Here is a 17,132-nt window from a genome sequence, read left to right on the forward strand (position 1 = left end):
ACGCTGACGTCGCTTGAACGATGGCCTCGCGAGAGGCCATGCAGCGCTGTCGAATGATGGCTGTTTGCTATTTATCCGTTTGAGCCTTCCTCCTACAATCGGTCCTCGCAGCCGGTTGGGTTGTCCAGCCGCACAGGGAGAAAGGCATCGATGATCAACTCACCGCTTCAGTACGGCATATCGATTTCCGCCCGGGAGCTTGCCGAGCAGACCGGTCTCGCATTCGTGCCGCAGGCCGTCAACGGTGTCTGGGATGTGTTGCTCGCCAATCACGGCAACGCGCCGTTCGATGAGGTCGACCAACGCCTGCAACGTGACCTTGACCTGCTGGACACCGCCCGCCTGAATATCACCCGGGTCGACAGGCAGGTTGACCTGTATCGCCTCGACCTTTCGAAGTATGCGATTGCCCCCGCCCTGACCTCGATCGAGAGCATTTATCGGGAATACGAGGGCTTGCTCGAAATGCTGGCCAGGGCGATCCGCGAGCAGGCGGCGGGTGGCCTGCAAGGCGCGGCTGATCGGGTGGTCGCGCTCGGTCGTCTCGGCCTGCTGGGTAGCCGGGTTGCCACTGAGGTGCGGGAAAACCTCAAGGTCGTTCAGGGGTTGCTGGACAACCGCTACGGATTTGAATTTCTCTCCCCCTTCCAGGAAGACCAGGGCCTGCGCGACTTCGTGTCGTTCTTCTATGCGACCAAGTACACCTATGCCCGTTTCTACCTGGCGCAGGTCAAGGCGGCGCTGTTGCTGCACTTGGTGGACCAGGACCCGTGCACGCCTTACAAGTTGGGGGATGAGCTGGACAACCTCGAGCGTGACTTGGGCAGGCAGGAGATCGAGATGACCCATGTGCTGCCTGCCGAGGTCAAGGCGCTGGTCCAGGAGTTGGTGCTGGACACGCAGACGCTGCAGGTGTCGTTCCGTTCCGGTGCGGGCGAGTTCGGCATGCGCTTTGGTAGCGACAATCAGGTCCGCCTGTGTTCGGTGATCCAGGAGTGGCGCCTGGAAGTGATCGAATCGCTGCTGTTCAACCCGTTTATCGACCACCGCTTTCGCGTCACGCACGCGGTTTCCGGCAAGGTCCTGCAGTTTGGCGGGAAGCCCGGCGCCGTCGAGGGCAAGGACCGCAACCTGGCGTGGAAGATCAGTTGGAACCGTTCGACCAAGATGTTCAACCTGCAATACAAGACCAGGTCCGATGATCAGTTCAATGACAGCCGCCTGATCACCCGGACCGGCAAGTCGGTCACTGATTGCCGGCTGGACGGCCGCCGCGCGGAGCATCCGTACGACAACGATCAGCAGTTCTACATCGACCCTTATGTCAGCGCCTTCGCCGAGCGCGACCGCCTGGAGGTCGATGAGCACCTGATCCCGGGCTGTTTCCTGACCTCCGACATGGGCGCCTATCGCTTGTACTACCGGCATGAAGGCCCCCTGGAACTGGTCAGGACCCGGGACCAGAAAGTGGTCTGGTCGGCGGGTACCGAAAGGAAGGTCCACGCGGGGCGGTTGATGCTGCAGCCGGACGGCAACTTCGTCGCCTACGAGGACAAGGGCGGGCCCTACTGGGCGACCGACAAGTACTTCAAGGACGAGCAGGCGGTCTACAAGAACTCGGTGTTGCGCGTGCGCAAGGACGGGCGGGTGGAGATCCGGGTGAAGAGCAAGGACATCTTCTGGATCACCCCGGCGTGAGGGGCTGGCGGAAGCCTGGATGCAGCATAATGCCAGTCAGTTAGGCCAGCTGGGGCCTTCGCGAGCAAGCTCGCTCCTACAGAATCGACACTGAACCTGTAGGAGCGAGCTTGCTCGCGAAGGGCCCTAATCGCTTTAACTGACTGGCATTAGGATGCAGCATGTTTTTGACGGATTATTCAGGTGCCGGACGGCCGAAAAACGGCTATAAGGCGTGTCACTGTCCACCAGGAAGCGACAATGAACCCGTTCGAAGACATGCGCATCTTTTCCCAGGTCATGGAGTCCGGCAGCTTCACTGCTGCGGCTGACAAGCTGGGTTTGTCCAAGCAGTTCGTCAGCCGGCGGTTGATGGCGTTGGAAGAGCGCCTGGGTGTACGCCTGCTCAACCGTTCGACCCGGCGCCTGGACCCGACCCCGCTGGGCCAGAGTTACTACGAATCGGCCCAGCGTCTGCTGGCCGAGGTGGAACAGGTGGAGCAGGGCATCGCCGGGCAGACCAGCGAGCCCCGCGGCACTGTGCGCCTGAGTGCGCCGTTGTCGTTCGCCGTGGCGCATCTGGGCACGCTGTTGCCGGAGTTTTTGCAGCGCTATCCGCAGGTCAGTGTCGAGGTGGACCTTAGCGACCGCTCCGTGGATCTGCTCGGTGAGGGTTACGACCTGGCACTGCGCATCGGCGTGCTGGAAGACTCGACGCTGATTGCCCGGCGCCTTGCCGCGATGGACCGGGTCTATTGCGCCAGCCCAGACTACCTGGCGCGGCGCGGTACCCCCGCTCGGCCGGACGATCTGGCCGAACACGATTGCTTGCCGTACGGCCATGGCCGCCAGGTGCAATGGCGTTTCGTTGAGCAGGGCAAGGCACGGGTGGTGACGGTGAGCGGACGGATGCGGGCGAACAACGGCGACTTGCTGCGCGAAGCGGCAGTTGCCGGAATGGGCATCACCTACCTGCCGACGTTCATCGTCGGTGATGCGCTGGAGGACGGTTCGCTGGTGCCGGTGCTGGCGGCGTTCGCCCCGGAGCCGTTGCAACTGTCGGCGGTTTACCCGCAGCACCGGCAGAGCGCCCGGCCGGTGCAGGCGTTGATCGAGTTTCTCAAGCAGCGCCTGGGCTGAGCGTCAGCGGATGAAGTGGACCTTGCCGCTGTCGTCGTTGCCCATGTAGATGCCGTAGACCCCGGCCTGGCGTTCCTCGATGTAGCGTTCGAGGATCTGTCGGATCGCCGGGTAGTAGATGGCGTCCCAGGGGATTTCGTCAGGGGCGAAGAAGCGGCAGTCTAGGGTTTCCGGGCCGTACTGGCCGGTGATTTCCACCGCTACGGCGCGGAAGACGATGTACACCTCGCTGATTTTCGGCACGCTGAAGATCGAGTAGGGCGAGACGATATCGGCGCGTACGCCGGTTTCTTCCCAGACCTCGCGCAGGGCCGCCTGCTCGGTGGTTTCCCCGGCCTCCATGAAGCCTGCCGGCAGCGTCCAGGTGCCGGGGCGCGGCGGGATTGCGCGCTGGCACAACAGGTACTTGCCGTCGCGCTCGATGATGCAGCCGGCGATGATCTTCGGATTGACGTAGTGGATGTAGCCGCAGGCGGCGCAGAGCAGCCGCTCGTGGGTGTCGCCTTCGGGCCGTCCAGCGTGCAGCGCGGCGGAGCATTGCGGGCAGAAACGCGGGACGGCGGGCATGATCAGCGACCTATGCGGGGCTCTTTTAGAGCGATGGGGGTGGCGATTTCACGGATCTTGCCGGCGTCGTCCTGTTTCGAGCGCAGGTAGTCCAGGGCCACTTTGGCGGCGGCGCGGACGTGGTCCACGGAAGCCTGGTGTGCGGCCAGTGGATCGCCGCTCTTGATCGCTTCGACGATCTTTTCCATTTCCTGGTTGCTGGCGCCGCGACGGTTCTGCTGGGACACCGAGGTGGCCCGCAGGTAGCTGATGCGCGCCTGCAACTGGCGCAACTGGGTGGCGGCGACATGGTTGCCGGAACCTTCCAGCAGCACGTCATAGAAGCCCTGCACCGAGTCGATCACTTGTTGCAGCTCGCCGTCCTTGAGGGCCTCGCGGTTTTCTTCGAGGGCCTTTTCCAGGGCTCGGATGTCCTTGGCCTTGGCATTGAGGGTGAACAACTGGACGATCAGGCCTTCGAGCACGCAGCGCAATTCGTAGATATCGCGGGCGTCTTCGAGGGTGATGATGGCAACGCGCGGGCCCTTGGCGTCGGCAAATTCCACCAGGCCTTCGGATTCGAGGTGGCGCAGGGCTTCACGGACGGAGGTGCGGCTGACGCCGAGGCGGTCGCAGAGGTCGCGTTCGACCAGGCGGTCGCCGGGCAGGAGGTGGAAGTTCATGATCGCGCCGCGCAGTTTGTCGAGCACGATTTCGCGCAGAGTAACGGGGTTGCGGTTGACCTTGAAGCTGTCATCGAGGGGCTGGCGTTTCATCGTCTGCGCTCTGCAATTGGCTGTTGCGCCAGCGACATCGGAGCACTCGATAACCGGGTGCTCCCTGCGGTGGTTTCGAACAGCCAGTATTTAACTGGTTGACTCCGAGTCGGCCTCGGCGAAGGCTTCGCGGGCCAGGCGAAAGCTGTCCACGGCCGCGGGTACACCGCAATAGATACCGACCTGAAGGAGGATTTCACGTATTTGTTCACGACTCAGTCCGTTACGCAAGGCGCCGCGGATGTGGAGTTTGAGTTCGTGTGGCCGGTTGAGCGCCGAAATCATGGCCAAGTTTATCATGCTGCGCTCTTTGAGCGACAAACCGTCTCGGCCCCAGACGTGGCCCCAGCAGTACTCGGTGACCAGTTCCTGCAGCGGCTTGGTGAATTCGTCGGCGTTCTGGATCGAGCGGTTGACGTAGTCCTCGCCCAGCACCTGGGTGCGGATGGCCAGGCCTTTTTCGTATTTTTCGTTGTTCATGCCGGAGTGTTTCTCCACAGGTGGAAAAAGGGCAGGCCTTATCGCCGGCTTGCCGGTGATAAGGCCCTGAAAATCAACCCAGGGGCGGCAGCGCGCCCAGCTTGCCCTTGTGATAGATCATCGGCGTGGCCGGCTGCTCAGGCAGCACCAGGTTCTTCACCTCACCCACGATGATGGCGTGGTCGCCACCGTCGTATTCGCGCCACAACTCGCACTCGATGATCGCCGTGGCGTTGTCCAGCAGCGGGTTGCCCAGCTCGCTGAGGTGCCAGGCGATGCCTTTGGCCTTGTCCTTGCCTTTGCCGGCGAAGGCGTAGGCCTCGGCGGTTTGCCCCGCCGCCAGCAGGTGGATGGCGAAGCGCTTGGCGTCGCGCAGGATCGGGTAAGTGTCGGAGGCGTAGTTGGGGCAGAACAGCACCAGCGCCGGGTCGATCGACAGCGCGCTGAAGGCGCTGGCGGTGATGCCGACGATGCCGCCCTCGGCGTCCAGCGTGGTGACGATGGTCACGCCGGACGGGAAGGAGCCCATCACGTCTTTGTAGATGCTGGGTTCGATCATTTCAGTTCACCTGTCAGCGCATGACGAAGGGGTCGGGCATGGGCGCGGTCGAGAGGTTGATCCAGACCGTTTTCAGTTCCGTGTAGGCCAGCACCGAGTCGATGCCGCTTTCGCGGCCATAACCACTGTTCTTGAAGCCACCGATGGGCGCCATCGCCGAGACGGCGCGGTAGGTGTTGACCCAGATGATCCCCGAACGCACGTCACGGGCCAGGCGGTGGGCGCGGCCCAGGTCGCGGGTCCAGATGCCGGCGGCGAGGCCGAATTGCGAGTCGTTGGCCATGGCCAGAGCTTCTTCTTCGGTCTTGAAGCGGATCACCGCGGCGACCGGGCCGAAGACTTCTTCCTGCATGATGGTCATCGAGTTGCTGTCGCATTCGAACAGGGTCGGCTCGTAGTACCAGCCGTCACCTTCGACCTCGGCGCGCTTGCCGCCCAGACGCAGGCGCGCGCCCTCGGCGCAGGCGGCGGCGACCAGGCCTTCGACCACGGCCAGTTGCTGGGCAGTGGCCATCGGGCCCATTTCGCTGCCTTCGTCCTGCGGGTTGCCGATGCGGATGCGCTTGGCGCGTTCGATCAGGCGCTCGACGAACTCGTCGAAGATTTCGTCCTGCACCAGCAGCCGCGAGCCGGCCACGCAGCTTTGCCCGGAGGCGGCGTAGATGCCGGCCACGGCGCCATTGATGGCGCTGTCGAGGTCGGCGTCGGCGAAGATGATGTTCGGCGATTTGCCGCCCAGTTCCAGCGACAGCTTGGCGAAGTTTTCCGCGCTGCTGCGCACCACATGACGAGCGGTGGCGGCGCCGCCGGTGAAGGCGATCTTGCGTATCAGCGGATGACGGGTCAGCGCCGCGCCAGTGCTCGGGCCGTAGCCGGTGACGACGTTGACCACGCCCGCCGGGAAGCCGGCTTCGAGGGCCAGGCGGGCCAGTTCGAGGATGGTCGCCGAGGCGTGTTCGGACGGTTTGAGCACGATGGTGTTGCCGGCGGCCAGGGCCGGTGCCAGCTTGATCGCGGTCAGGTACAGCGGGCTGTTCCAGGGGATGATCCCGGCGACCACGCCGATCGGTTCGTGCACGGTGTAGGCGAACAGGTCCGGCTTGTCCAGCGGCAGGGTGCCGCCTTCGAGCTTGTCGGCCAGGCCTGCGGTGTAGTGGAAGAACTCCGGCAGGTAGCCGACCTGGCCGCGGGTTTCGCGGATCAGCTTGCCGTTGTCGCGGCTTTCCAGTTGCGCCAGGTGTTCCTTGTTTTCGCTGATCAGGTCGCCAAGGCGGCGCAGCAGTTTACCCCGGGCAGTGGCGGTGAGGCCGCGCCAGGCTTTGCTGTCGAAGGCTTTCTGGGCGGCCTGGACGGCGCGTTCGACGTCGGTTTCATCGGCATCGGGCAGTTGCGCCCAGGGTTGCGCGGTGGACGGGTCGAGGCTGTCGAAGGTCTTGCCGCTGTGGGCATCGAGCCATTGGCCGTCGATGCACATCTGGAAACGAGTGAGCGTCATGCAACGATCCCCTTGGCTGAGTCGGAGAGGGCCCGGGCGTGCCCGAGGAAGTCCAGCAGCATCTGGTTGACCAGGCGCGGCGACTCCACCGGCATCATATGCCGCTGTTCGGCCAGCACCACGCTTTGCGCGCCGGGAATGCGCTCGGCCAGTTCTCGGGTCATGGCCGGGGTCGAACCGAGGTCGAATTCGCCGGTGGCGATCAGAGTCGGTACCTGGATGCTGTCCAAGTCCGCGGCGCGGTACATGTCCTGGGTGGCGAACAGTTCGTAGGTGGTCAGGTAACCCTGCGGGTCATTGCTGGCCAGGGTCTGGCGCAGCGCCGCGACCTGCGCCGGGTTGGCCGCCTGGTATTCGCGACTGAACCAGCGCGCCAGGGCCGCTTCGGCATTGGCGTCGGGGCCGTGTTCGGCGGCCTGGGCGGCTCGGGCGATAACGCCGGCGCTCTGCTCGGGGCTGCGGTTGAACACACTGTTGAGCACTACCAGTGCCGACAGGTTGTGCGGGTAGTGCATGGCGAAGGCGCGGGCGACCAGGCCGCCCATGGAAAAGCCGATCACCGTCGCCTGGGGAATCTGCAGGTGTTCCAGCAGTTCGGCCAATTGCGCGGCGTAGCCTTGCAGGTCGGTGCCGGGCGCCGGACGCGGGCTCTGGCCGTGGCCGAGCATGTCATAGGCGATGACGCGGTAGTCGCTGGCGAGGCCGACGAACTGTCCGCCCCACATTTCTTTATTCAGGCCCACGCCGTGGATCAGTACCACGGGATGGCCCTGGCCGCTGGCCAGGTAACTGGTTCCGGCAGGTGTACGTTCAGCAACAGGCTGAATCATGGTGGGGCGCTCCTTGAGAGTCGGGCGTGCTGCGGTCTGGACCGAACGCACGCCCCGGCCCGATGGACGTTGTTGTTATTGGTTTTTTTCCGCAGCCAGCTCTTCCAGGTCGATATAGCGGTTGCCAATGCGCGGGTGCAGGCGACCGCCGTCGGCAGCGCCCAGGACCACGACGATTTCGTCGGCACGCGGGGCGTCTTCGATCTGCATTTCCAGGGTGATGTAGTGCGAGCGCAGGCCTTCGTCGTCCTTCTGCATCATCGGGATCTGGATCGAGGTGCCCGGGCCGCCGCGCTTGTTGGTGAAGCTCAGGTAGCTCTTGGCCTGGACGGCTTCGCGGTAGTGGTTGCCGAAACGCAGGGTGTGGATCACTGCGGAGGCGTGTTCGATCTCGCCGTCGGCGCCGACCACGGCGGCTTTGCCGTAGGCCTCGATCTTGTCGGCACCACCGATGGCGGCGGTCAGGCGCTCGACCATCAGCGCGCCCAGCTCGGAGCAGTTGGCGCGGATTTCAGGCTTCAGGTCGTCGACGAAACCGCGGCCCGCCCAAGGGTTCTTGATCACGACGGCCAGTCCGACCATGGTCACCGGTTTGTCGGTGGCCTTGCCGCCTTCGATGCGGGTTTCTTCGGAGTAGGTGACGATCTTGCGGATTTCGAAACTCATGAGCGGCTCCTGCGGAGTGTTGATTAGGTCTTGTTGTCTGATGGTATACCATAATATTTGATGTGCAAGAGGTTGCAGAAAATTTCTGCGGGGAGGGGATAAGTGGTTGGGCAGCGCATGCCCCCCGCGCGTGATCCGCACATGAACAGCTACGCCTGCCCGCTGCCTTCCCGAACTGTCATGGTCCCGCGACCAGACAGTTTGGCGCGCGCCCCTCTCGCTGTACCGGTACATCCCGCCTCGCGCTTTCTAACCTGCACGTGTTCATCAGGCACGGACGCTTCTGTAACTGCAATTACCCATCGAAAAGTGCAATAAAAAGGAGCACCACTTGAAAACTGATGAAACGGTCGTCGTCACTGGCGTGACGTCTGGCATTGGGCTGGCTTGCGCCAGACTTTTGATAGAGCAGGGAAGTAAAGTTGTAGGAATCGGACGACGGGAAGAGCGTCTTGCTGCACTGGCGGATGAATTCCACGGACGTTTTTATCCGCTGAGCTGTGATGTTCGCGACAGCCAGTCAATGACTAAATTGATCAATCAACTACCCGACGAGTTCGCCGCCTTCAGCAAACTTGTCAACGGTGCCGGCTTGCTTCAAGGCCAGGGAACGTTGCTGGATATAACGGACGAGCAAATAACTACCATGCTCGATACCAATGTCCACGGGCTGATCAACGTCACCCGTGCGGTATTGCCGAAGTTGATCGAAAGCGGTCGCGGGCATGTGGTCAACCTGACGTCGATCGGTGCCCATGTGCACTACAAGGGCGGCCATGTGTACGCCGCTTCAAAAGCCTTTGTCGATCACTTCGGGCGCTGCCTGCGCACCGAGCTGGTGGGCAGCAAGGTGCGGCTGACCAGCATTGCGCCGGGCAAGACCCGTTCGGAGTTCGCTCTGGTGCAATGCGACGGCGACCAGGAAAAGGCCGACCGGGTGTACAGCACCCTGACCCCGCTGGAACCGGTTGATGTCGCCAACTCTGTGCTCTGGGCATTAAGTCAGCCGGAACACGTGAATATCAACCTTATCGAACTAATGCCTGCTGACCAGGAACTTTCGTACCGGTGATGCCATGAGCCAGACTCTCGCGAAGTATTACGTCAGAAACAAACTTACTCATAAGTTGATCAGCAAGCGTGTGTTGTCGCCAATCTCTCTGTCGCAACAACCGCCGGCCGATCTGGTCAAGGCACTTTGCATTGAAGATGAAGTGTCCAGGTTGTCGGCCGTGTATGCCCGCTTCCAACAGGAAGGCGATGAAAGTACGGGGTTGCCACGTTATATGCCGTTCTATCGTTTCATTCAGTCGAAGTTTCCCGGCTTCCAATGGCAAGTGCGAAACAGCGAAGGCAAGAAGACACTTATTCTGGACAAGCCGTATATCAACCAGAGTCGTCCGTCGTTGCTGAGCCTGCTGTTGTGTGCGGTCAACGACAACACCGTGACCACGCCGGCACTGAAGGTCCGTTACCCGGCCATGCGTGAGTTGCCGGACGATTTGGTAGTTGACCTGGAGCGGGCGTTCGAGCGCCTGTCCTTCACCACCTCCGCGCCGCACTTCATGGCGCGGTTCGCCGAGACGCTGGTCAAGGGCCTTGCGGGCGAGACCATCACCCTGGTGTCGCCGGTGTGCCCGGACTACGGCTACGAGAACAAGAACGGTCGGCTGCGCTACACCTTCGACTACCTCGGCGAAGGCATCGGGCTGGTGGCCGGGCGTGTGGTCAAGACCCTGCCTGACCTGCAGGCGGTCCTGAGAAAGCACGGCATCGATGCACGGATTGCCATCGGTGCCGGCGACTTCGAAGGGTTCGACGCGTCCACCCTCGATCGCCTCAAGGAAACTCGCGAAGGCTTCGCCCACAAGCTGCGCATCAGTCAGCAGAAGATTCTCGATGCGCTGGGACCGCAGACCGAGTCGATCATGATCGCCGGGGCGGTGGGCGGCGAGGCGCAATGGCGCGCGCTGACCGCAGATGCCGAGCAGCGCCTGGCCAATCGCGACAACGGTTGCATCGTCGACAGCGACCTGGATTACGCCGCGATCTTCAATGCCCGGTTGCCGCTTTATCAGGCCTGGCATCAGCAGCGCAGCAATGAAGAGCTGATGCAGATCCTCTACGCCCAGGGTGCGGAATACGCCGCCATCGGCCAGGTGTTCGCCCGGCAATGGCGCAACCCGATCGTGATCGGCGCCGACCACAACCGCATGCAGCCGTTCTATTGGCTGTACAGCACCATCCCTGTCCTTTACCTGACCAGGGTGTATTGATGAGCACTCAAGAACGTGCCAATCAAGGCACTCACTACTGCCAATACGGGCCGCAGGGCAACGTGCGCGAAAGCTATGCGCACCTGCCGTTCCAGCCGCTGTGGACCTGGCTGACCGGCAAGGGCAGGGCGCTGGCGCCTGAGGTCCTGAAGGCGCAAATGGACAAGACCGGCGAGCCGTTCCTGGTGGCGCACCTGCTGTTCACCTGGGGCACGATGATCGGCCTGGTGCTGCTCGGCCAGGCCGTGCTGGACGGGGCTTTCCATCCGCTGGTGTCGGTGTTGCTGGTGCTCGCCGCCTGGGTGTTGATGGTCAATCGGCTGCGCAGCATGCAGGCGACTTTCCATTACCTGACCCACGGCGCGGTGCTCAGGGACAAGGCACGCGCCCAGCGCTACGCCCGGTTCTTCCTGACCACGCCGCTGCTGTATCAGGACTGGGACACCTACAACCAGAGCCATGTGCGCGAGCACCACAACATCCATGTGCTGTGCACCGACATCGACCCGGACCAGCGCTTTATCCAGGCGCAGGGTTTCTACCCGGGCATGCCGGAGCTGGAGTACTGGTGGCGGGCGTTCAGCACGCCGTTTCGTCCGACGTACCTGCTGCACCGCTGGCGCGCCACGCTGAACGACTGCTTCGTGCGGCCGCCACAAGGTGAAGTGCGGTTCCGCCTGGTGTTCTGGGGCGTACTGCTGGCGCTGCTGTGGGCGACCGACATGCTGGCGGCCTTCGGCCTGATCTATGTGATCCCGCGTGCCGTGCTGTTCGAGCATTCGATGTGGCTGCAGTTGTTCACCGAGCACCTCTGGTTCTATCACCGCGATGCCGAACGTGGCGACAAGACTCACTACGGCCGGCTGACCTGGGGACGTTTCCAGGGTCGCACGCCACCGTCGCACGGGCTCGTCGCCTGGACCGGATGGCTGCTCAAGTGCCTGCTGCTGGACGTGCCGGTACGCCTGTATGTCTACCCGCAAGACTTGCCCAACCACGACGTCCACCACCGTCGCCCCAACGTGCATTACCGGCATATCGCCAACTACCGCGCCAGCTTCGAGCGGCAGCCGTCGACCTACGGCCCGTACCTCGAAGTCTGGGGATTCATGGCGGGCCTGTACCTGATTCGCGACCACCTGTGCCGCGGCATCCGCGAGCCCTTCGGCCCGCTGCAAGCCGCTTCGACCGACCTTCAAGACACCCTGTACCCCACGCCCAGTTCTCAAGGAGCCTGATCATGCAAGAGACCATTCAAGCGGCAAGCCAGCAACTCGGCAGCAGCGCCTACGCGGCCCTCAACGCCTCCCAACTGTTCTCCCGGGAAGACCTGGCGTACATGGAAGAGGCCTGCCAGGTCATCCCCAAGACCATCATCGAGATTGGCGACGTGGGTGAGCAGAACTACCTCTCGGTCGGCCGCTTCATGGAAGACCTGAAAGGCGAGTTGCCGGTGTACCGCAACGATCCGTGGGGCCAGCGTGTGGTGGAGATTCTGTCCTCGGGCAAGAGCCGCGAGTTCTTCAACGGGATCATGGGCGGCGAATGCTTTATCCGTCGCTGCCAGGCCAACCTGCTGGAGTCCGGCAACTTCATCGGCAAGCACATCGACACCTACAGCAACCTGGAATACCGCTACTCGGTGGTGATCCAGTTCGGCAAGGAATACGAGGGCGGCGAGTTCTTCATCGAGCATGAAGGCCAGTCGAGCCAGCTCAAGACCGGTTACGCCGATGTGCTGGTCAACCGCTGCGAGATCCCTCACGGCGTGCGCAAGGTTGAAAGCGGTACGCGTACCTCCCTGGTGTTCTTCCTGAGCACCAGCCCGCTGGACAAACCGAACCTGAACAACAAACAGATCTGACCGGCGTGCGCATCCGCCCACGTCGGGCGGATGCCTTACCGGCCAAGCCAGAAGGAACCGTTGCAATGACGCAAAGCACTGTAGCCAGCTTTCAAGAAACAAAGAATCAGGACCTGCAAGCCTATTTCCTGGGCCTCATTTCGGTCGCGGCCTTCGCCATGACCCTGCCGGCGGCGAAGATGCTCGCTGGCGACCTCAGCGCCTTGCAAGTCGGCTTTTTCCGCTCGGTACTGGCTGCGTTTGCGGCGATTCCGTTCCTGATCATCGGTCGGGCAACACTGCCCAATCGCTCCCAGGTCAAGCGCATGCTGCTGACCTCCACCGGTATCGTCTACGGTTTCCCGATCCTGACCGCACTGGGCATGCAGCACGTGCCGGTCAGCCACGGCGGCGTGGTGCTCGCGGCCTTGCCGCTGTCCACCGCGATCTTCGGCACCCTGATCACCGGTACCCGGCCGTCGAAGCTGTTCTGGGCGGTGTCGAGCCTCGGTTTCCTCGTCGTGCTGGCCTACACCGTGATCAAGTCGAATGTCGAAGACATTTACATCGGTGACCTGGCGCTGCTGGGCGCGGTGCTGCTGGCCGGCTTCGGCTACGCGCAAGGTGGCGCGTTGTCCAAGGAATTGCCGGGCTGGCAGGTGATGTGCTGGACCCTGGTCATCAGCCTGCCGGTACTACTGCCGGTCAGCCTCTGGCTGTACGACGGCGAGACCATCGCCAACCTGCCAGGTCAGGGCGTTGCCGCGCTGCTGTTCCTCGCGCTGATCAACTCGCTGCTGGGCTTCTTCTCGTGGAACCGTGCCCTGGCACTGGGCGGTATCCAGCGCATCAGCCAACTGCAACTGCTGCAACCGTTCTTCACCTTCGCCTTCTCGATCTGGCTGATGGGTGAAGCCTGGAACTGGTTGACCCCAGCGGTGTGCGCCATCGTGATCGTTCTGGTCTGGCTGTCCAAACGCATCTGAAGTCTTTTTCCCGCGCCAGGCGACTGGCGCGACTTTTCATCCTGATACCCAGACGGAAACCATCAGATGAGTGCTCCGAGTTTTTTCCGCCCCAGCACCGAATCGCAGGAGAGTCCTGTGCTTTGCGCTGCCCAGCGCACCGATGATGTCGTGGGCCTGCTGGCCCTGAAGACGGGCGAGCGGCTGCTGGACATCGGTTGTGGCAATGGCTACCTCAGCGCGCAACTGGCAAACCAGGGCGCCGAGGTGGTGGGTTTCGATATCAACCCGGAGCGGGTGCTGGCCGCACGCGCCTGGGCCTGGAGGTGAAACGGGGTAATGCCGAGGAGCTGTATTTTCATCAGGAATTCGATGCGGTGTTCAGTCACAACGCACTGCACGAAATGCATCAGGCCGATCAGGTGGCCAGCGGTGCCTTCATGGCACTCAAGCCGGGCGGGCGCTTTGTCGGGGAATTTCCCGGCCGCGGTCACGCTTTGCTGATTCGCCGGGCGCTGAGTGGCGCGCTGGAACGCAGGTCCATCAACCTGATGGGCATGGAACGCTGGTATCTGCCCAGTGCCCATGAGTACCAGCGGGTGCTGGAGCGGGCCGGCTTTCACGTCAGCCACATCAGTTGGTTCGAACAACCGATGTCGGCGGAACTGTCGATCGGCGACTGGATCAGAAATAACTGCGGCCATTACCTGCAGGCAGTGCCGATGGAGATGCGAATACCGTTCCTTGAGGAAGTCACCGAAGAACTGGTCAGCGACCTGCTGGATGGCAGCGGGCGCTGGACGGTGGATGCAACACGGCTGCGTTTCAAGGCTCACCGAAAAGCCTGAGCGGTAGCCACACCTTCATTAGTCGAACCGGGATCAACGATATGCCGATGAAAACCAATGGATTGGCGCTGAAATCCTTCTATGCCGACACCCGGATATGGTCGGGGCAGGACGGTAAGCCACTGTACTGGATTGATGACCTGAGCCTTGCGGTCAACGGTCTGGAGATCCTCGAGGACTCCGTCATCCCCGCCTTGCGCGACAACGACGTGGTGCAGATCCTCAATGGCGTCATCTATTCCTATGAGGATCTGGGTGAGGTGAGCACGCTGGCGGATTACTTCAAGCGCTGGCAGTTTCGCTGCATAGATGGGCGTCGAGGAACTGCCTGAAACGAAGGTCGTTGCAGTGACTGACGTTCAGGCGGATGTACTGGTCGAACTCGCGGGTATTGCTGAACAGTGAGCCGGGGGCCAGGAAGATCCGTGCATCGTGCGCCTCCTCGACCAGGCGGCGAAGATCCACATGCGCAGGGAAGCGCGCCCAGATAAACAGCCCCTCCGCGACACCCTCGTCGGACTCTACTCCGACCTTGCCCAGCCAGTCGCGGGCCCTGATGCGTTCCTGCATCACCCGTTGGCGCAACGCATCCAGATGGTGCTGGTAGCGCCCGGACTCCAGGGTGTAGGCCACGATCGTCTCGTCTATGGACGAACCACACAGCACGTTGTACATCTTCTGCTCGATCAGCCGCTCGACGAACGCCGGCGGCGCCACCACGTAGCCGAGCCGCAGCGCCGGGCTGAGCACCTTGCTGAAACCACTGAGGTAGAAGGTGCGGTTCCACTCGTCCAGGCTGGCCAGGCGCAGCATCTGCCGGGTGCACAGTGCGCCGAAGATATCGTCCTCGACGATATGGAAGTCATATTTCTGCGCCAGCGACAGAATCCGGAAACCCTTGGCCGGCGAAGTGTTGCCGCCTGTGGGGTTGTGGATGAGGGTCTGGGTCAGGAACAGCTTCGGCCGGTACTCGGCCACGATCGCTTCCATGGCTTCCAGGTCCGGGCCGTCGGCCGTTCTCGGGACGGTGATGATGTTGAAGTCGCGGTCCTTGATCAGCTTCAACTGCAGCAACAGGTAGCTGGGGTCTTCCACCAGCAGGTAATCGCCGGGCTGGAGCATGACGCTACGGATAAGCGAGAACGCGTGGGTGGCGCCGATGGTCACCACGATCTGGGTGCTGGAGGCGTTGATCTGCAGCTCCCGGAGCTTCTTCGCGATCACCGAGCGCAGCTCCTGGCTGCCCGCAGCGGGTGCCGGAACGCTGCACGACAAGGTGTTGCGGATCAGCCGGCCGGTGACCGACGCGGGAACGGCGTCCGCCAGCCAGGAAGGCGGCAGGTAACCGGAGCTGACGGGGGTGTCGTACTGCGAAGGGTCCAGCGCCCGGTAGAGGAACCCGGCATGCAGGCTGGAAGGGGGGATGATCTTTTCCAGGTCTTTGCTGGTGTCGGCGGGGCCGGAGGCGAGAATGTAGTAGCCGGCGCCGGGGCGGGACTCGATGATCTGCTGCGCGACCAGGTCTTCATACGCGCTGCTGACCGTGAAAATGCTCACGCCCAACTGCTTTGCCAGCGCCCTGACCGAGGGCAGGCGACTGCCGCGAACCCATTGGAAGGCCTCGATGCGGCTGATGATTGCACTGCGAATCTGGTCGACCAACAGCACCTTGCTGTTGCGATCTATCTCAAACATTTTTTGCGTCCCTACTGAACCTTGCCGCCTCGAAACCTTGTGGTTTCTGCAGGCAGGTTACACCAGTCCTCCCATTTTCCGGATCAACACCAAGGTTTAATTTGCCCTCGACAGCCAATGAAGGTGGCGTATTTCGTGGGGAAGGCGGTAGAGCGGGCCTCGCCGTGCTTTTTGGTCCGGCGAGCCCGTTCTTGTCTCAAGGCTGTCAGCGGAACGCCGGCACCACCTCGTTGATGAACAGCTCCAGCGACTTGCGCTTGTCTTCGTGCGAGAGGCTGTTGTCGCACCAGAAGCTGAACTCGTCGACGCCCAGTTCCTGGTAGTAGCGAATACGTTCGATGACTTCCTGCGGGGTGCCGATCATGGCGGTCTTGTGCAGGCTTTCCAGTTCGAACTCGGGACGTTCGGCGAACTTCGCTTCCGGGCTCGGCGCCAGGAAACCGTCTACCGGGGTCTGCTTGTTGCCGAACCAGGCGTCGAAGGTGCGATAGAAGCGGTTGATGGCCTGGGCGCCGACCTTCCAGCCGTCCGGATCGGATTCGGCGTGGACGTGGGTGTGGCGCAGCACCATCAGTTGCGGACGCGGCACGTCCGGGTTGTTGGCCAGGGCTGCTTCGAACTTGTTCTTCAGGTCGACCACTTCCTCGTCGCCTTTCATCAGCGGCGTGACCATGACGTTGCAGCCGTTTTTCACCGCGAAGTTGTGCGAATCGGGGTCGCGGGCGGCGATCCACATCGGCGGCATCGGCTTCTGGATCGGCTTGGGCACGCTGGTGGAGGTGGGGAATTTCCAGATGTCGCCATCATGGGCGTAGTCGCCTTGCCACAGGGCGCGCACCGCCGGGACCATTTCCCGCAACGCTGCGCCGCCTTCGGAGGCCGGCATGCCGTTGGCCATGCGGTCGAATTCGAACTGGTAGGCGCCGCGGGCCAGGCCCACTTCCATGCGCCCGTTGCTGATCACGTCGAGCAGGGCGCATTCGCCAGCGACGCGGATCGGGTGCCAGAACGGCGCGATGATGGTGCCGGCACCGAGGTGGATGGTTTCGGTGCGTGCGGCGAGGTACGCCAGCAGTGGCATGGGGCTTGGCGAGATGGTGTATTCCATCGCGTGGTGTTCGCCGATCCACACGGTGCTGAACCCGCCTTTCTCGGCCATCAGGGTCAGCTCGGTCAGGTCTTCGAACAGTTGCCGGTGGCTGACCTGTTCATCCCAGCGTTCCATGTGTACGAACAACGAAAATTTCATGAGGCGTTTCCTCGGCTCTTGTTATCGGTCGCCTGTCGGATCAGGCAGCGAGTGTCTGGACGGACAGGGCGGCGCCTGTCACAAGCA

General features: G+C 62.5%; 17 protein-coding genes and 1 pseudogene. 9 read left to right on the forward strand and 9 right to left on the reverse strand.

Going from position 1 to position 17,132, the window contains the following annotated elements; genetic code table 11:
- The first annotated feature begins 150 nt into the window (after window positions 1-150).
- Complete coding sequence (locus HWV67_RS01795; protein ID WP_175649656.1) at window positions 151-1,698, forward strand: hypothetical protein; 1,548 nt, start codon at window positions 151-153, stop codon at window positions 1,696-1,698.
- Window positions 1,699-1,938: 240 nt separating this feature from the next.
- Window positions 1,939-2,817, forward strand: coding sequence for a LysR family transcriptional regulator (locus HWV67_RS01800; protein WP_175649657.1), 879 nt, complete (start codon window positions 1,939-1,941; stop codon window positions 2,815-2,817).
- A 3-nt stretch (window positions 2,818-2,820) separates the two neighbouring features.
- On the opposite strand, the gene HWV67_RS01805 is transcribed toward HWV67_RS01800, so the two are convergent.
- The 7 genes from HWV67_RS01805 to HWV67_RS01835 form a co-directional block, all read right to left on the reverse strand.
- Complete coding sequence (locus tag HWV67_RS01805; protein WP_175649658.1) at window positions 2,821-3,384, reverse strand: NUDIX hydrolase; 564 nt, start codon at window positions 3,382-3,384, stop codon at window positions 2,821-2,823.
- A gap of 2 nt (window positions 3,385-3,386) precedes the next feature.
- Window positions 3,387-4,139 carry a GntR family transcriptional regulator gene (locus HWV67_RS01810; protein WP_095157554.1) on the reverse strand — a complete coding sequence of 251 codons (753 nt, stop codon included), beginning with the start codon at window positions 4,137-4,139 and terminating at the stop codon, window positions 3,387-3,389.
- A 90-nt stretch (window positions 4,140-4,229) separates the two neighbouring features.
- Window positions 4,230-4,619: a carboxymuconolactone decarboxylase family protein gene (locus HWV67_RS01815; RefSeq protein WP_095157442.1), complete on the reverse strand. Its 390-nt coding sequence runs from the start codon at window positions 4,617-4,619 to the stop codon at window positions 4,230-4,232.
- A gap of 73 nt (window positions 4,620-4,692) precedes the next feature.
- Window positions 4,693-5,178 carry a flavin reductase family protein gene (locus tag HWV67_RS01820; protein ID WP_110971205.1) on the reverse strand — a complete coding sequence of 162 codons (486 nt, stop codon included), beginning with the start codon at window positions 5,176-5,178 and terminating at the stop codon, window positions 4,693-4,695.
- A 13-nt stretch (window positions 5,179-5,191) separates the two neighbouring features.
- Complete coding sequence (locus HWV67_RS01825) at window positions 5,192-6,673, reverse strand: aldehyde dehydrogenase (protein ID WP_175649659.1); 1,482 nt, start codon at window positions 6,671-6,673, stop codon at window positions 5,192-5,194.
- On the reverse strand, window positions 6,670-7,503 hold the full coding sequence (locus HWV67_RS01830; protein WP_175649660.1) for an alpha/beta fold hydrolase: 834 nt from the start codon (window positions 7,501-7,503) through the stop codon (window positions 6,670-6,672). Before HWV67_RS01830 ends, HWV67_RS01825 begins: the two co-directional genes overlap by 4 nt.
- Window positions 7,504-7,578: 75 nt before the next feature.
- Window positions 7,579-8,169 (reverse strand): amino acid synthesis family protein, encoded by a 591-nt coding sequence (locus HWV67_RS01835; protein WP_095157450.1) that lies wholly within the window; start codon window positions 8,167-8,169, stop codon window positions 7,579-7,581.
- 331 nt (window positions 8,170-8,500) lie between these two features.
- Here HWV67_RS01835 and HWV67_RS01840 point away from each other — a divergent pair, with 331 nt between their 5' ends.
- The 7 genes and pseudogenes from HWV67_RS01840 (at window position 8,501) to HWV67_RS01875 (ending at window position 14,433) form a co-directional block, all read left to right on the forward strand.
- Window positions 8,501-9,241, forward strand: a complete 741-nt coding sequence (locus HWV67_RS01840) for an SDR family NAD(P)-dependent oxidoreductase (RefSeq protein ID WP_175649661.1) — start codon at window positions 8,501-8,503, stop codon at window positions 9,239-9,241.
- A 160-nt stretch (window positions 9,242-9,401) separates the two neighbouring features.
- Window positions 9,402-10,445: a hypothetical protein gene (locus HWV67_RS01845; RefSeq protein WP_218585579.1), complete on the forward strand. Its 1,044-nt coding sequence runs from the start codon at window positions 9,402-9,404 to the stop codon at window positions 10,443-10,445.
- Window positions 10,445-11,683 carry a hypothetical protein gene (locus HWV67_RS01850; RefSeq protein ID WP_175649663.1) on the forward strand — a complete coding sequence of 413 codons (1,239 nt, stop codon included), beginning with the start codon at window positions 10,445-10,447 and terminating at the stop codon, window positions 11,681-11,683. The genes HWV67_RS01845 and HWV67_RS01850 overlap by 1 nt, the downstream gene beginning before the upstream one ends.
- Window positions 11,684-11,685: 2 nt before the next feature.
- Window positions 11,686-12,309: a 2OG-Fe(II) oxygenase gene (locus tag HWV67_RS01855; RefSeq protein ID WP_175649664.1), complete on the forward strand. Its 624-nt coding sequence runs from the start codon at window positions 11,686-11,688 to the stop codon at window positions 12,307-12,309.
- Between the two features lie 65 nt (window positions 12,310-12,374).
- Entirely contained in the window at window positions 12,375-13,274 is a 900-nt protein-coding gene (locus HWV67_RS01860; protein WP_175649665.1) for a DMT family transporter, read from the forward strand.
- Window positions 13,275-13,340: 66 nt separating this feature from the next.
- Window positions 13,341-14,101, forward strand: a pseudogene (locus HWV67_RS01870) (class I SAM-dependent methyltransferase).
- Window positions 14,102-14,142: 41 nt separating this feature from the next.
- Window positions 14,143-14,433 (forward strand): hypothetical protein, encoded by a 291-nt coding sequence (locus tag HWV67_RS01875; RefSeq protein ID WP_095157467.1) that lies wholly within the window; start codon window positions 14,143-14,145, stop codon window positions 14,431-14,433.
- Here the strand turns inward: HWV67_RS01875 and HWV67_RS01880 are convergent.
- Entirely contained in the window at window positions 14,384-15,796 is a 1,413-nt protein-coding gene (locus tag HWV67_RS01880; protein WP_175649668.1) for an aminotransferase-like domain-containing protein, read from the reverse strand. The genes HWV67_RS01875 and HWV67_RS01880 overlap by 50 nt on opposite strands.
- A 205-nt stretch (window positions 15,797-16,001) precedes the next feature.
- Window positions 16,002-17,045 carry an LLM class flavin-dependent oxidoreductase gene (locus HWV67_RS01885; protein ID WP_175649669.1) on the reverse strand — a complete coding sequence of 348 codons (1,044 nt, stop codon included), beginning with the start codon at window positions 17,043-17,045 and terminating at the stop codon, window positions 16,002-16,004.
- Window positions 17,046-17,132: the final 87 nt, after the last annotated feature.

It is taken from the genome of Pseudomonas sp. Marseille-P9899, from assembly GCF_903166565.1.
In the GTDB taxonomy this organism is placed as follows: domain Bacteria; phylum Pseudomonadota; class Gammaproteobacteria; order Pseudomonadales; family Pseudomonadaceae; genus Aquipseudomonas; species Aquipseudomonas huaxiensis.